At 68.4% G+C, this 14153-nt stretch carries 14 protein-coding genes; 8 read left to right on the top strand and 6 right to left on the bottom strand.

Going from position 1 to position 14153, the window contains the following annotated elements; genetic code table 11:
* On the bottom strand, positions 1-743 hold a 743-nt coding region (locus EAO70_RS20125), incomplete at its 3' end, for a TerD family protein (protein ID WP_261992957.1).
* Positions 744-920: 177 nt separating this feature from the next.
* Between EAO70_RS20125 and EAO70_RS20130 the strand changes: the two genes are divergently transcribed.
* From EAO70_RS20130 to EAO70_RS20140, 3 genes are all read left to right on the top strand, one after another.
* On the top strand, positions 921-2117 hold the full coding sequence (locus EAO70_RS20130; RefSeq protein WP_148004267.1) for an HpcH/HpaI aldolase/citrate lyase family protein: 1197 nt from the start codon (positions 921-923) through the stop codon (positions 2115-2117).
* An 18-nt stretch (positions 2118-2135) separates the two neighbouring features.
* Complete coding sequence (locus EAO70_RS20135; protein ID WP_148004268.1) at positions 2136-4769, top strand: phosphoribosyltransferase; 2634 nt, start codon at positions 2136-2138, stop codon at positions 4767-4769.
* Between the two features lie 251 nt (positions 4770-5020).
* Entirely contained in the window at positions 5021-5836 is an 816-nt protein-coding gene (locus EAO70_RS20140; RefSeq protein WP_148005256.1) for an HAD family hydrolase, read from the top strand.
* A gap of 23 nt (positions 5837-5859) precedes the next feature.
* Here the strand turns inward: EAO70_RS20140 and EAO70_RS20145 are convergent, their stop codons facing one another.
* The 5 genes from EAO70_RS20145 to EAO70_RS20165 form a co-directional block, all read right to left on the bottom strand.
* On the bottom strand, positions 5860-6075 hold the full coding sequence (locus tag EAO70_RS20145) for an FmdB family zinc ribbon protein (protein ID WP_148004269.1): 216 nt from the start codon (positions 6073-6075) through the stop codon (positions 5860-5862).
* A gap of 9 nt (positions 6076-6084) precedes the next feature.
* Positions 6085-6546 carry a DUF2637 domain-containing protein gene (locus tag EAO70_RS20150; RefSeq protein WP_410091297.1) on the bottom strand — a complete coding sequence of 154 codons (462 nt, stop codon included), beginning with the start codon at positions 6544-6546 and terminating at the stop codon, positions 6085-6087.
* An 82-nt stretch (positions 6547-6628) separates the two neighbouring features.
* Positions 6629-7984: an FtsK/SpoIIIE domain-containing protein gene (locus EAO70_RS20155; protein WP_148004270.1), complete on the bottom strand. Its 1356-nt coding sequence runs from the start codon at positions 7982-7984 to the stop codon at positions 6629-6631.
* Between the two features lie 3 nt (positions 7985-7987).
* Positions 7988-8332 carry a hypothetical protein gene (locus tag EAO70_RS20160; RefSeq protein WP_030688073.1) on the bottom strand — a complete coding sequence of 115 codons (345 nt, stop codon included), beginning with the start codon at positions 8330-8332 and terminating at the stop codon, positions 7988-7990.
* Positions 8333-8470: 138 nt separating this feature from the next.
* Entirely contained in the window at positions 8471-9268 is a 798-nt protein-coding gene (locus EAO70_RS20165; protein ID WP_187283957.1) for a GntR family transcriptional regulator, read from the bottom strand.
* Between EAO70_RS20165 and EAO70_RS20170 the strand changes: the two genes are divergently transcribed.
* The 5 genes from EAO70_RS20170 (at position 9269) to EAO70_RS20190 (ending at position 13994) form a co-directional block, all read left to right on the top strand.
* Positions 9269-9739, top strand: a complete 471-nt coding sequence (locus EAO70_RS20170; RefSeq protein ID WP_187283958.1) for an NUDIX hydrolase — start codon at positions 9269-9271, stop codon at positions 9737-9739.
* The gene (locus EAO70_RS20175; RefSeq protein ID WP_148004273.1) at positions 9736-10089 is read left to right on the top strand and encodes a hypothetical protein; all 354 of its coding nucleotides are present in this window, start codon (positions 9736-9738) and stop codon (positions 10087-10089) included. Before EAO70_RS20170 ends, EAO70_RS20175 begins: the two co-directional genes overlap by 4 nt.
* Before the next feature lie 550 nt (positions 10090-10639).
* A complete protein-coding gene (locus tag EAO70_RS20180) occupies positions 10640-11161 on the top strand; it encodes a hypothetical protein (protein WP_148004274.1) in 522 nt (173 codons plus the stop codon).
* Between the two features lie 204 nt (positions 11162-11365).
* On the top strand, positions 11366-12016 hold the full coding sequence (locus EAO70_RS20185) for a hypothetical protein (protein WP_148004275.1): 651 nt from the start codon (positions 11366-11368) through the stop codon (positions 12014-12016).
* Between the two features lie 277 nt (positions 12017-12293).
* Positions 12294-13994 carry a DUF262 domain-containing protein gene (locus EAO70_RS20190; protein ID WP_148004276.1) on the top strand — a complete coding sequence of 567 codons (1701 nt, stop codon included), beginning with the start codon at positions 12294-12296 and terminating at the stop codon, positions 13992-13994.
* The last annotated feature ends 159 nt before the right edge of the window (positions 13995-14153 follow it).

A 14153-nucleotide genomic window follows, 5' to 3' on the forward strand; every position in this document is an offset into this window, starting at 1 on the left:
ACGCTCGGCTGCGGGGGCACGGAGGCCGGGGTGTGGGCGACGGTCAGGTCGAGGTCGCCGGCGGCCGCCGTGGAGCCCTCGGCCCCGCCGGGGGCGCCCCGGCCGCCCGGGACCTCGCGGAAGCCGCCCTGGGCCCCCTGGGAGCCGTCCTGGGCGCCCCGCGCGTCGTCCTGGGAGCCGTCCTGCGCGTCCTCGTCGACCGAGATGCCGAAGTCGGTGGCGAGGCCGACCAGACCCGTCGGATAGCCCTGGCCCACGGCCCGGAACTTCCAGCCGTCCCCGCGGCGGTACAGCTCGCCGCAGATGACGGCCGTCTCCTCGCCCGTCTCCGCGGTCACGGAGAACAGCGCCAGTGCCTCGGCGTCGGGCCCCGCCGTCGCGTCGTACAGCAGGATCCGCAGGTCGGAGACGGAGCGGAAGGTCCCGCCGTCGGAGGAGGCCGCGATCACCACCCGGTCGACGGACGGGTCGAGGCTGCCGAGATCGGCCTCCACGGTGTCCGTGAGACCCTTGGAGTCGCGCTTCTTCGGCAGCCGTCGCACCAGGCCCGAGGGGTGGCGCGGCTGGTTGTAGAAGACGAAGTCCTCGTCGGACCGCACCCGGCCGGAGGGCCCCAGGAGCAGGGCCGAGGCATCCACGTCGGGGACCCCGGAGCCCGGGGTCCAGCGGAGCACGGCCCGTACGGCCGCGGTGTCGAGAGGGACGTTGGAGCCCTTCAGCATCGCGTGCGTCATGACCGTCATCCTGCCCTCCCGGGGGACCCGCGGACAACGCGGGGGCGTGACCCGTCCCGGGTCGCGCTGACGGACGCCGGCGAGTTACCTGGATTTCATGCGTGGAGGGAACTGCGGACACCCGCACCTACGTACTATTACCGGCCACATGTCGTCAGGTTCCAGAGAGGTAGACGAGGGAGTTATATGCGTCATTTCGGGTACATCCCGTCCGCGACGCGGGCTGGTCTCTTCCACCGGGAACCGGCGGCGTTCACGGCGGATTCGCCCGCGCGCACGCTCGCCGTGGCCCTGGGAGCCACGCTCTACAGCCCGGCCACCCGGCCCCGGCTCGCCGACGACGTGCGCAAGCAGGCGGCCCGTGGAGTGGTCTCCATGGTGCTCTGCCTGGAGGACTCCATCAGCGACGCCGACGTCGAGGCGGGCGAGGACAACCTCGTACGCCAGTTCGCCGACCTCGCCGCCGGGACCGTGACGGACGCCGACCCCGCCACGGACCCCGCCGCCGAGCTGCCCCTGCTCTTCATCAGGGTCCGTGATCCGCACCAGATCACCGACCTCGTCGCCCGGCTTGGAGAAACGGTCCGCCTCCTGTCCGGATTCGTACTGCCCAAGTTCACCGAGGCACGCGGCCAGGCCTTCCTCGACGCCCTCCTGCACGCCGAGCAGACGAGCGGAAGACGCCTTTTCGCCATGCCCGTCCTGGAGTCCCCCGACCTCCTCCACCTGGAGACCCGGGCCGAGACCCTCGCCGGCATCGCCGCGATCACCGACAAGTACCGCGACCGCGTCCTCGCCCTGCGGCTCGGCGTCACCGACTTCTGCTCCGCCTACGGACTGCGCCGCTCGCCGGACATGACCGCCTACGACGTCAAGATCGTCGCGCATGTCATCGCCGACGTCGTCAACGTCCTCGGCCGCTCCGACGGCACCGGCTTCACCGTCACCGGACCCGTCTGGGAGTACTTCCGCCCCGGCGAGCGCATGTTCAAGCCCCAGCTGCGCCGCAGCCCCTTCCTCGAAGGCCGCGCCGAGGACCTGCGCACGGCCCTCATCGAGCACGACCTCGACGGGCTGCTGCGCGAGATCGAGCTCGACCGCGCCAACGGCCTGCTCGGGAAGACCTGCATCCACCCCACCCACGTGGTGCCGGTGCACGCGCTCTCCGTGGTCAGCCACGAGGAGTGGAGCGACGCCCAGGACATCCTGCGGCCGGAACAGGACGGCGGCGGGGTCCTCCGCTCCGCCTACACGAACAAGATGAACGAAGTGAAGCCGCATCGCGCGTGGGCCGAGCGCACCCTCCTGCGCGCCGAGGTCTTCGGCGTCGCCAAGGAGGACATCGGCTTCGTGGATCTGCTCACCGCCGGACTGGCCGGCTGACGAAGGGACGTCGACGACGTGGTGTGGACCGGAACGTGGGTCGCGGAGCGACTGGGCGTCGAACTGATCGGCGACGAGGCGCTACCGACCCTGTTGGGCCTCGCGCTGCGTCGCAACCCCAAACGCGCGCACCTGCTCGTCTCCAGCGTGCTCGGCAAGCACGTGCCCCAGCGGCCGTCCGTGGTCCACGGCTCCGGCCTGGACCTGGGCCGGCGCGTCCGCGCGCTCCTCGGCGACGAGGAGGCCGCGCGCGCCGTCGTCCTCGGGTACGCCGAGACGGCCACCGCGCTGGGCCACGCCGTCGCCGACGGCCTCGCCCTCGCCCCGTACCTCCACTCCACCCGGCGGCCGGTGGCCGGGGTCGCCCGCGCGGGCGGCTTCGAGGAGTCCCACTCGCACGCCACCTCGCACCTGCTGCTGCCCGAGGACCCGAAGCTGCTCGCCGGCGACGGCCCGCTCGTCCTCGTCGACGACGAGTTCTCCACCGGCAACACCGTCCTCAACACCGTGCGAGCCCTGCACGAGCGCTACCCGCGCGACCGCTACGTGGTCGTCGCCCTCGTCGACATGCGTTCGACCGCCGACCTGGGCCGCCTGGACGCCTTCGCGACGGAGATCGGCGCCCGGCTGGACCTGATATCCGCCGCCACCGGCACCGTCCGCCTCCCGGAGGGGGTCCTGGAGCGGGGGCAGGCGCTGGTGGCGGAGTACGAGGGGGCGTACGAGCCGGGTGACGGCGTCGTACCGCCCCCGGTGGACGGGCACGGGCACGTACGGGTGGCGCTCGACTGGCCGGAGGGCCTGCCCGACGGCGGCCGGCACGGCTTCACCCCCGACCAGCGGGACCGCCTGGAGGCGGCACTCCCCGCGATGGCGGCCAGGATCGCGGAGGCCCTGCCGGCCCGGACCGAAGGAACGCCGACGGCCCCGGCCGACGGGACGGCACCGCCGACCCCGGCGGCCGACGAGGCCCTGTCGACCCCGGCCGACAGTGCGCAGCCCGCTGCGGCCGCGGCCCCCGCTCCCGAGGCCTCCGCGCCGGTCCAGCCGGCCGCACGGCCCCACGTGCTCGTCCTCGGCTTCGAGGAGCTGATGTACGCCCCGCTGCGCCTCGGCACCGCGCTGGAGGAGGCCGGGCACGACGTCCGCTTCTCCACCACCACCCGTTCGCCCGTCCTGGCCGTCGACGACCCCGGATACGCGATCCGCACCCGGCTCGTCTTCCCCGCCCACGACGACCCCGCCGACGGCCCCGGCGAGCGCTACGCCTACAACGTGGCCGGCGCGGGCTTCGACGCCGTCGTCCTCGTCGTCGACTCCACCGCCGACACCCCGGCCCTGCACGCCCCGGACGGCCTGCTCGCCCGGCTCGCCGCGCACGTCCCGCGCGTCGTGCTCGCCGTCGTCCCCTCGTACACACCCACGGCCCCGCCGCACTCCACGTACGGCGTCCGGCCCCAGGTCACCGAAGCTCCCGAAAGGAGCTCCATGCTGCCCGAGCCCCTCCGCGGCCCCGCCTTCTCCTCGTACGCACCCGAGGAGGTCGGCTGGCTGCTCCAGGACCTCTCGGACGTCGAGCTGGAGGCGCCCACCGAGGAACGCGAGGAGGCCATCCAGAGCGGCGGCGCGCACTACGCCGAGTCGCTCCCCGTCGAGTACCAGCCGAGCGACCGCTACCAGGAGCTGTTCCACGCGGCCCTGGAGACCTCGGCGGCCCGGATCGCCCGCGCCGTGGGCACCGTCACCGAGACCGTCCTCGCCGAGCGGCCGGGCCGCCGCCCGGTGCTCGTCTCGCTCGCGCGCGCCGGCACCCCGGTCGGCGTCCTGATGCGCCGCTGGGCGCAGGCCCGCCACGGACTGGACCTGCCGCACTACGCCGTGTCCATCGTGCGCGGCCGCGGCATCGACGCCAACGCGCTGCGCTGGCTCGCCGCCCATCACGACCCGGCGGACGTCGTGTTCGTCGACGGCTGGACCGGCAAGGGCGCCATCACCCGCGAACTCGCGGACGCGATCAAGGAGTTCGAGGCGTCCGAGGGGATCACGGGCTTCGACCCGGAGATCGCGGTGCTCGCCGACCCGGGCTCCTGTGTCCGTACGTACGGGACGCGCGAGGACTTCCTCATTCCCTCCGCCTGCCTCAACTCGACGGTCTCCGGCCTGATCTCCCGTACGGTGCTCCGCGCCGACCTGGTCGGACCGGACGACTTCCACGGCGGGAAGTTCTACCGCGAACTGGCCGGCGCGGACGTCTCCGGAGTCTTCCTCGACGCCGTCGCCGCCCGCTTCGACGAGGTCGCCGCGGCCGTCGACACGGACGTCAAGGAACTCCTGGCCGCCGACCGCACCCCGACCTGGGAGGGCTGGGCCGCCGTGGAGCGGATCAGCGAGGAGTACGGCATCCACGACGTCAACCTGGTGAAGCCCGGCGTCGGCGAGACCACCCGCGTACTGCTCCGCCGCGTCCCGTGGAAGATCCTGGCCAAGCGGGGCGCGGAGGCCGACCTCGCGCACGTCCGACTGCTCGCCGAGCAGCGCGGCGTACCGGTCGAGGAGGTCGACGAACTGCCGTACAGCTGTGTCGGTCTGATACACCCTCAGTACACGAGGGGCGCGACGGGCGCCGACGGCAAGGCGGTGGTGTCCCAGTGAGCACGAAGAACACGACGACGTACGCGGACGCGGAGAGCGACGCGGCGGCGGTCGCGGCAGGGGTCTCGGCGGAGGCGAACGCGCCGGTCGCGACGGGGGTGAACGCGCCGGTCGCGGCGACGGCGGGGGCGACGGCCACGGAGACGGCGACGATCCCGGCCCCGGTCCAGGCCTCCGTTCCTGCCTCCGTCCCGGCCCCGGCCCCGACGCCGCTCCCGGTGCAGACGGCGGCCGCGGCGCAGGCGGTGGCCGTGGTCCCCGCCCCGGTCCTGGTCGCGAGCGACCTCGACCGCACCCTCATCTACTCGTCCGCGGCCCTCGCCCTCGGCATGCCCGACGCCCAGGCGCCGCGGCTGCTCTGCGTGGAGGTCCACGAGTCCAAGCCGCTCTCGTACATGACCGAGCGGGCCGCGGGACTCCTGGAGCAGCTGACCGCGGAGGCCGTCTTCGTCCCCACCACCACGCGGACGCGCAAGCAGTACCAGCGTATCCAACTCCCGGGCAGGGCACCGAAGTACGCGATCTGCGCCAACGGCGGGCACATCCTGGTCGACGGCGTCACCGACGCCGACTGGCACGCCTCCGTGCTGCGCAGGCTCGCCGATGAGTGCGCGCCGCTCTCCGAGGTCCGGGCCTACCTCACCGCGACCACGGACCTGTCCTGGGTACGGAAGCACCGCGTCGCGGAGGACCTGTTCGCCTATCTCGTCGTCGAGCGGGAGCGGCTGCCCGTGGACTGGCTGGAGCGCTTCGGAGCCTGGGCGGGGGAGCGGGGCTGGACGGTCTCGCTCCAGGGCCGCAAGGTGTACGCGGTGCCGAAGCCGCTGACGAAGAGCGCGGCTGTCCACGAGGTGGCGCGCCGCACCGGCGCGTCGCTCACCCTGGCCGCCGGGGACTCGCTGCTCGACGCGGACCTGCTGCTCGCCGCGGACCGGGCGTGGCGCCCGGGCCACGGCGAACTGGCGGAAAGCGACTGGACGGCCCCCCACCTCGACGTTCTCGCGGAACGCGGGGTCGCGGCGGGGGAGGAGATCCTGCGCCGGTTCCGGGCGGCCGCCGCCGTCTGACGGCGACCGCGCGGGCTCCGGGCTCAGCCGCAGCAGCCGCCACCGCAGCAGCCGCCGCCCCCGCCACCGCTCGGCGCGGGGGAGGCGGAGGCGGAGCCGCCGACGGCCACGGCCGAGAGCAGCTTCACGGTGTCGTCGTGCCCGGCGGGGCAGGAGGCCGGGTCGGAGGACTCGGCCATGGGCCGGCTGAGCTCAAAGGTGTCGCCGCAGGTCCGGCAGCGGAATTCGTAACGAGGCATGGGGACAGGCTAGGGCCTGGGAGGGGGGATGACCGCTTCCACGGCCGGGGGCTGCTCGGCGGCCGTGTCGGGTTCGGCCTGTTCGGCGACAGCTGGATGCCCGGGGGAGTGGACGAGAAGAGTGCCGCCGAGGAAGGCGAGGGCGGGCCACCCGGCGACGAGGATGCGGAGCCAGGCGGGGACGTGGCCGAGGTCGAGGAGACCGGCGGTGGCGACGTTCGCACCGAGCGACGCGGCCAGGGCGACCATGAACCACGTCCAGGCCGAGCGGGCAGGTTCACCGGCAGCCCGCGAGGTTCGCAGCCGATGCCAGGCGGCGACGAGCAGGAGATCCACCGAGACCGGGTAGGCCCAAGCCTTCCAACCGGACTGTCCGGCAGCCGCAGCCAGATCGTGGAGGTGAGCGAAGGACAGGGCGCCGGCGATCACGGCTTGTACGAGGACGGCGTCCGGTCGGCGGATGGGACGCATCGGAGGGTCCTCCTTCCGGTTTCGGGCATGGGAGGGGTAGGGACCTGGCGTGAAGCGTCACGCCGCCGTGGAGCGAGGGGATTCAGGCGATCGCAGGAGCCGTGACGGTTGAAGGCGCCGCGGCTTTGCCCAGAGGAGGAAGGACGGGCCGGAAGGCGTCCAGCGCGGGAATCTCGGGCGTGCGGTGAGCATGGGAGTTCGCGATGTTCACGGCCCGCCGGAGCGAGAGGTGGGGAGTGCGGATGCGGACCCACCCACCGGAGGAGTCGCCGGCGACAGCGGTGCCGGGCCGGTCAGTACGGATCTGGACTGTGGCGAGCACGGCGTCCGGGGCGATGTCGCCGAAGGCCATGTTGGCGGAGGTCTCGTCGTTCACGCGGTGAGCGGTCCGGCCGGTGAGCTGGGCACGGAGCATGGTGATGCCCTTGCCGAGCTCGGAGCCGAAGCGCTGCCCGCAGATCTCCAGGTAGATGCCGGCGGCGCGGCCGAGCTGGGCGAGCCGGACGAGGGAGGTGATGATCCGATCCCGCCGCTTCTCCTCGTCCTTCGTAGCGAAGAGGGCGAGTTCGGCGACCTCATCGACCAGGAGCACGATCGGCCTCGGTCGCAGGTGATCGGGCAGGTCCCAGATGTCGGCGGTGATCTCCACATCCGGCAGGTCTGCACTCAATCTCTGCTCGCGTCGGATCAGTTGGTAGACGTCCTCCATGTGCTCGACGAGGGCGTCGAGGAGGTCAGCGGCGGCATCAGGGTTGTCGGCCAGGGCGGTGAACCGTCGCGCGAGCGGGCCGAGTTCGACTCCCTGCTTGCAGTCGATCCCGACGAGGGCGACATCCAGCGTGGCGAGCGCAGCGACGAGGTTGCGCTGATAGACGGACTTCCCGGACTGGGTGGCACCGACGTTCAGGGCGTGCGGGGTCTGGCGGTAGTCGCGGTAGTACACCTCCCCGTCCTCCCGCATGGCGACCGGAACCCGCATCACCCCACCACGGACAGCCGCGGGCATCTGGACCCGCTTGAGGACGTCGTATCCGGTCATCCGCAGCTCTACGACACCCGAGCGGATCTCCCGGGCGGTGACGTTCTGCATGACGAACGAGTGCCGGAGCCGGTCCGAGGCAGCGGAGAAGTCGAACGCGTCCTGACCGGGGCGGAGCTTCACCCGTAGTACGAGCCCGGTACGCGTCGGCCGCAGCCGCAGGATCCGGGGCGCCCGCGAATCGGGGATGGGCCGGCCGGTCATCCGGGCCAGAGCCAGGTGCCAGCGCGAGGGCGGGACGGTCAGCCCACACGCGTCCATCACCGACGCGTACCGGGCGAGGATCCGCACCAGGGCGATGACGACGCCGAAGCTCATCCAGTACCAGGCCGGACGCTGCCACCGCAGCAGCAGCGCGACCGCGGCGACCAGGGCGAGGGCGACCGTTAAGGCGGTCATGGGTCAGCCGACCTTGGCGGCGGCGAGCGAGGTGACGGCGACGGCGCGGAAGCTGATGCCGTGGCGCTTCTGGCCGTTGAACTCGTTCTCCCACGGCCGGGCGACGACGCCGGTCAGGGCGACCGGGGTCCCCATGGACAGCTCCTCGGAGATACCGGTCTTGGGCACGGTCAGGTTCAGGATCTCGGCGTTCCCGTCCATGACGAACATGACGTCCACCGTCATCAGCGGGGCGCCGGTGTCTCGGTCGGTGGCGATCTCACCGGTCTGCCGGTTCGCGATCTTCGGGGCCGGGGGCTGGGCCACCATCACCATCGCGGCGGACGTGTCGACGGGGATCTGACGCACAGTGGATCACTCCTCTATAGAGGTTGGACTCATTCACTCCTGTATAGGAGTGATATGAAGAAGAGTGCCCCACTCCTGTACATGAGTCAACCCGCCGCGGAAGGAAACCGCAGCGGGCTGAGGGAAGTTGAGCGAGCGTCAGTCGGTCGCGGGGATCCGGTATTGGAAGACGAACTGGTCAGCGGCCATGAGGGTGTCGCAGACCTCAACGACCCGCCCCTTCTTCGTCACGGCATCCCGCAGTAGATGCACCACGGGGGCGCCAGGGCTCAGGGCCAGTTCTGACGACTCCGCCTTCGAGGCCGGCCGAGCCTGGAGCGTCTCGACGAACTCGGTGAAGGTGTGACCGTGGCCTTCGAGCCGGGCGTAGATGCCACCGGGGCCGGGGTTCTCGGCGAACAGTTCGGGGATGTCCTTCACGACATCCCACGGCAGGTACGACGAGGCGGTCTCGACGGGCGTTCCGTTCCGGAAGTACAGGCGTCGCCGAGCGAGCACCTGAGTCCCCACGTCGACACCAAGCCGCTCAGCGATATCTGCCGGCGCTTCCATGGGCCCGATGTAGAGGACGCTCACCTTGGCCGTGGCACCAGACTGCTCGGACTCGGCGAGGTAGGCGGCCTTGCCGCCACGACGGTGTGAGGCCCGGAAGCGATCGGAGGACCGAAGCCGTACGGGAGGCCGATCTTTCACGATCGAACCCTTGCCGTGCCGGGTCTCGACGAGCCCACTGGCCCGTACCTCCACCATGGCCTTACGGATGGTCCCGCCGGCGACCCCGTACCGCTCGACGAGCTCGGACTCACTGGGCACCATGTCGCCGGCCTTCAGCACCCCGGACCGGATCTGCTGGACGATCTCGTCCGCGATCTGCACGTACCGAGGTACGGCCCTGCCAGCGTCTGCTGGAGTTCCCACAGTCCTACCCACTCTCATATGCTCCTGTACATGAGTAACGGGAGCGTGGGAACAAAGTCAACGCCACTCCACTCGGTGTCCGTGGCCGGAGCGGTAGTGCGCGAAGACGGCCGGCTCCTGGCCATCCGCCGAGCGGACAACGGCACGTGGGAACTCCCGGGCGGCGTCCTCGAACTCACCGAGGCACCGGAAGCGGGCGTGGCCCGCGAGGTCCTGGAGGAGACGGGCATCCACGTCGAGGTGGACGAGCTGACCGGCGTCTACAAGAACACCACCCGTGGCATCGTCGCCCTGGTCTTCCGCTGCAAGCCCTCAGGCGGCACCGAGCGAACCTCAGACGAGTCCACCGCGGTCGACTGGCTCACGCCGGCCGAGGTCGAAGAGCGCATGGCCGAGGTCTACGCGATCCGCCTCTTGGACGCCCTGGACGAAAACGGCCCCCACGTCCGAAGCCACGACGGCCGCCACCTCCTGGACACGTCGGTATGACCACTGCGAAGCCCATCAGCGAGTGGCGCGACGTCTATGACTTCCTGGACCAGGTCAGCATGCGGCCGGGGCTGTTCGTGCGCGGCGGTTCCCTCCTGGAGCTCCAGGCGATGCTGTACGGCTACCGAGTCGCATCCGAGGTCCACGGCCCCCAGGCCATGACGGACTTCGAGCATCAGGGTCCGTTCGCCGACTGGCTGTGGCCGCGACTTGGCCACAACTACGCCAGTTCCTTGGGGTGGGCGGTCGAGATCACGAAGGCCGCGGAAGCGAGCGGCAGGGCTGGCATCGACCTGTTCTTCGACTTGCTGAGCGAGTTCAAGGCCGAGCGAAGCCCGGAAGCGCGGTAAGACTTTCTCTACTTCATCAAGGCACCCGCCGCGCACAGCGCGGCGCGCGCGGCCCGTCGCCCGGGCCTGCGCTCCTGTCTGCGCCCCGCTCCAGCCCGGCCGCCGTCCGCACGCCTGACAGCTCGGGTTGATGAGCAGCCGAAGCAGGCCTTCAAGCACGGCCACCGTCACATGGCACGCGTAGCCACGAGCACTGCCGACCGCGGCCAAGACGGACGATCCAAAGACGGCCAGCGGCGAGGGAGGGGTGGCCCCTTGCGCATGGCCAGCCGACTGCCGGGCCTGAGTAGGGCGCGGCGCCGTACCCCCGCCGTCACGGATGACGGGAGCGTGAGGCGACCGCACCACCGGGAAGGGGCTGGCGGGGAGCAGCTGCTGCCGCGAAGCAGCAGAGGCCGGTGTGGTCGCTCCGCGTCGGTAACCGCAGGACCGTGGCTGATGAGCGTGTCGACTGACCACCAGAACCTGTCCCGCCTTCGTGTACCAGTCGGCTGAGAACAGGATGGGAGCTGGGGTGTTGAGTGCAGGCAGTGGGCGGCATACTGCCAGCGTGAATCCAACAATCGCGGTCGCAGCCATCACTGCAGGGTCCACACTTTGCGGTGCTGCATTGACTGGCGGGTTCACCCTCTGGCTGCACTCCAGGCAGGTCAGATCGCAACGCGTCATGGCTCGGGAGGAGTCCCGCCGTACCGCCTATGCCACGTTTCTCACCTCCGCAACGCAGGTGTGGACAGCGCTCGATGCTGTGTGGTCACTCCGGCCTCCGTCGCAGCTGAGCGACCCAGCGCCGGCGGAGTTCGCCGCGGCAGAGGGTGCGCTGAAAGAGCTCGACCAGGCCCTGCATGTGGCGGTTCTCCACGGCCCTGCTGAACTTACTCGGCCGGCCGGAGATATCTACTTCAAGGCAGTCGAGGAGTACACCACCGCTACCCGACTGTTGCTCGACGGCATCGGCCGAAACGACACCGCAGCGCAGATGAGCGGAACACCAAAGCCGGACCGCGCAGGACGAGTCCTCCAGCAAGCAGTATTCGTCGCTGCAGCACGGACGGCCAGCGGAGGGGACTAGCGAACTGGCGCTTGCCCTGATCCTGCTCATTTCAGCGGTCACAACCGACGGGCGGAAGAAACACTCCATCCGCCCTTCGCCCTGCTCAGGAGGCTGCTACGGGATCAAGGATCGGTGCCTCCCGGGCTGATGGCTCAACGCCCGGTGGATAACGATCAGGAGACTCCCGGGCAGGAGTCTCGGCGCTGGTGTGATCCTCTTGACATGGTCAGCAAGGACACCTCAGCGCACGAGAGCGACCCAGTTCTGGACTCGCCTGTTGGAAGTACGGCCTTCTCGAAGCGCCGTCGTGGGCCAGGGAGAAGCATGCTGGCCCTTACTACGGCAGTCTCTCTTGCTGTCGGTGCCGGCATCGGCTACGCCATCGCGGGTGCTTCTGGATCCACAGGCATCACGGCCTCGGGACCAGCTCCGACCATTGCCGGGGTCGGCGAGGGCACCGTCTGCAAGCTCGTGAGCGATTCAATGCAGCAGCAGCTCAGCATTAGGGAGACGACTGCAATTTCTGAGGAACAGGGTGGAGTCTCCTGCTATCTGATTATGACGGAGGACGGCGCGACTGAGCCAACTGGGTTTGTCGTCGCCTTCTACCCCACTGCAGAGTCTTTGCAGCAGACGGTAGATGGAACAGATGTGACCCCGGAGAAGGCAGAGCCGCTGCTTATCGAGGGGCGTGCAGCTGCCCGCCAAGTCTTGTATGGCGACACCTGGAAGGCCCAGCTCACCGTAGACGTAGGTGACGGAGCAACGCTCTATGTCGAGCGGTTCGGCCCCAAAGACTCTTTGTCGGAGCGAGAGTTGCGTAGGTCCGTAGATGACCTTGCCGCAAGCGTTCTCAAGGGCCAGAAATCCTGATGCTGGCAGGCGGCTGGCCGGGGCGCGGTACTCCAGCCGGAGTCAGCTGAGTGTCTAATTGCGTGACAACGCCGACGAACTGCGGCGGACGAGCTCGACTGTCTGCGGACCATCAGCTCAGTTGAGAGGCGCAGCACCCCAAGGCGGCGCCCTCACCCGAGTTGCTTCGGGACGAAGGAGTCCCCGTGCCACATCCGTGCCAGATCGTGCGGGGACGACAGGGAAGCTTCGCTGCACTTGACACCAAGTCACGACACTGCTGGTTAAATTGACGTGGATGCAACGCAAGTTGACGCACTACACGGGAGGGCACGTGGAAGCTAGGAACCGCGACTTGAAGGATTGGGTTTCGGCCGTTGGCCGGGGACAGGTTCAACTCCCCAGATTCCAGCGCTTCGAGGCTTGGAGCTACGGACAGATCGCAAGTCTCCTTGAGAGCGTTCTGAATGAACTTCCGGTGGGCTCCATGTTCATCCTCGAAGTCGAAGGTGAGCCGCCGTTCAAGCACAGGGCCATTAATGGAGTAACCGTTCCGGAAGGTGCGCGAGTATCGGAGCTTCTACTCGATGGACAACAGCGCCTGACGGCCCTATGGAAGAGCCTTACTGGCGGATATCAAGACAGAGACTACTTCGTCAGCTTCAACGAACGAACCGACTATGACGGAATAGCCGTACAGAGCGTAAAAATCAGCCACAAGCAAGGAAGGAAGTACCCGCTCTGGACAAATAATCCGACGGAACTCATCAAGCGCGGCTATGTTCCTGTGCAGCTACTCCTCCCAGGAGAAGAGACCGCTCAGCAGGTCATGGACTGGGTAAAGCAGGCATGCGCCGATACACCGAACGACGTCCTAGAGCACGTCGTGCGCATCAACTCCTGGAGGGCCAGGTTCTCCTCATTCAATATTCCGTTCCTCTCCCTCCCAACCAGCACAAGCAGGGCGCAAGTCTTGGAGGTGTTCACTCGAATCAACACAGGCTTCACTCCTTTGTCTATCTTCGACATCATAACTGCAGACATAGAGCAGGAGATAGGCGAATCCCTGCATGACCTCCTGGAAAGCCTGAATGGTCGCGTGCCAGGAATGGCTCGATACGGGGACGTGCAAGACATCGTCTTGCGTACAGCCGCGCTCATGCAGGACAAAACTCCCGATAGGCCCAGCATTCTAGAGCTCGACTGGAAGAAGCTGGTTGACCATTGGGCCGAAATGGTGAGAGGCGCAGAGGAGGCAGTCAAATTTCTAGAATCCGAGAAGGTGCTTGACGCGCAGAGACTGCCAACCTTCACGGTGCTACCGGCTCTCATCACGCTTTGGTCGTACGCCGCAGAACTCAGCGGCGACAAACTAGGGGAAGCCCGGACCCTTTTGCGAAAGTTCCTCTGGAGGGGATTCTTCACAGAGCGTTATGAAAGCAGTGCGCATACTGCTGTAATTCACGACGTTCGAGAACTCAGGAAGTCCATCCGAGATGGAATCGACGGGAAGCCACCGATCTTTGAGTCCGAGCTCCCCAAGAAACAGGAGCTTCTAGAGGCTGGCTGGCCGAAGAAAAAGGATCGCCTCGCTCGCGCAATCCTTCTTGTATCCCTAAAGGGTGGAGCAACGGACCTAGCGGATGGCGGTGAAATTCAAGTTGCGAGCGCCGGGCAGCGAGAGTACCACCACATCTTCCCTGAAGCCTATCTTAGGAACCAGAAATCAGAGCAAGTGGCAAATCTCGCTTTGAACTGTGCCTTGATCACCTGGAAAACGAATCGAACCATCAGAGATAAGGAACCGCTTGTCTATATGCGCGATCGCGCCGATGCCAGCAGCCTCGGGGACGAGGAAATCCTCTTCCGGTTGAAAAGTCATTCCATCCCTGAGCTCCCTCTGCGGGAGAACAACTACGAGGAGTTCTTGAGTCAGCGCGCCGACCTGGTGGAGGCTGCAATGCAGGCTCTGGCTAGCGGCCGACCCTGGAGCCCGTGAGCCAGGGCGCGACGGCCCTCATACGGCAGGGTCGCGGGGAAAGTCAGCAGCAAGCTTCGTGATGGGGCAGTCGATACTCGCGGCCTATTTGTGGACCAGGCTTGCCGTCGCCTCCCACAACGGCATTCTCACCAGCGCAAACGTCGGAAGCGCAAGGCC

Origin of the sequence: Streptomyces sp. adm13(2018), from assembly GCF_008042145.1 — a bacterium.
Lineage (GTDB): Bacteria > Actinomycetota > Actinomycetes > Streptomycetales > Streptomycetaceae > Streptomyces.

What these genes read in the sequence shown, in the direction of transcription:
- EAO70_RS20130 (WP_148004267.1), top strand. Translation starts at nt 921, where the DNA reads ATGCGTCATTTCGGGTACATCCCGTCCGCGACGCGGGCTGGTCTCTTC.
- EAO70_RS20145 (WP_148004269.1), bottom strand. Translation starts at nt 6,075, where the DNA reads ATGCCTCGTTACGAATTCCGCTGCCGGACCTGCGGCGACACCTTTGAG.
- EAO70_RS20150 (WP_410091297.1), bottom strand. Translation starts at nt 6,546, where the DNA reads ATGCGTCCCATCCGCCGACCGGACGCCGTCCTCGTACAAGCCGTGATC.
- EAO70_RS20155 (WP_148004270.1), bottom strand. Translation starts at nt 7,984, where the DNA reads ATGACCGCCTTAACGGTCGCCCTCGCCCTGGTCGCCGCGGTCGCGCTG.
- EAO70_RS20165 (WP_187283957.1), bottom strand. Translation starts at nt 9,268, where the DNA reads ATGAGAGTGGGTAGGACTGTGGGAACTCCAGCAGACGCTGGCAGGGCC.
- EAO70_RS20170 (WP_187283958.1), top strand. Translation starts at nt 9,269, where the DNA reads ATGCTCCTGTACATGAGTAACGGGAGCGTGGGAACAAAGTCAACGCCA.
- EAO70_RS20175 (WP_148004273.1), top strand. Translation starts at nt 9,736, where the DNA reads ATGACCACTGCGAAGCCCATCAGCGAGTGGCGCGACGTCTATGACTTC.
- EAO70_RS20185 (WP_148004275.1), top strand. Translation starts at nt 11,366, where the DNA reads ATGGTCAGCAAGGACACCTCAGCGCACGAGAGCGACCCAGTTCTGGAC.
- EAO70_RS20190 (WP_148004276.1), top strand. Translation starts at nt 12,294, where the DNA reads ATGCAACGCAAGTTGACGCACTACACGGGAGGGCACGTGGAAGCTAGG.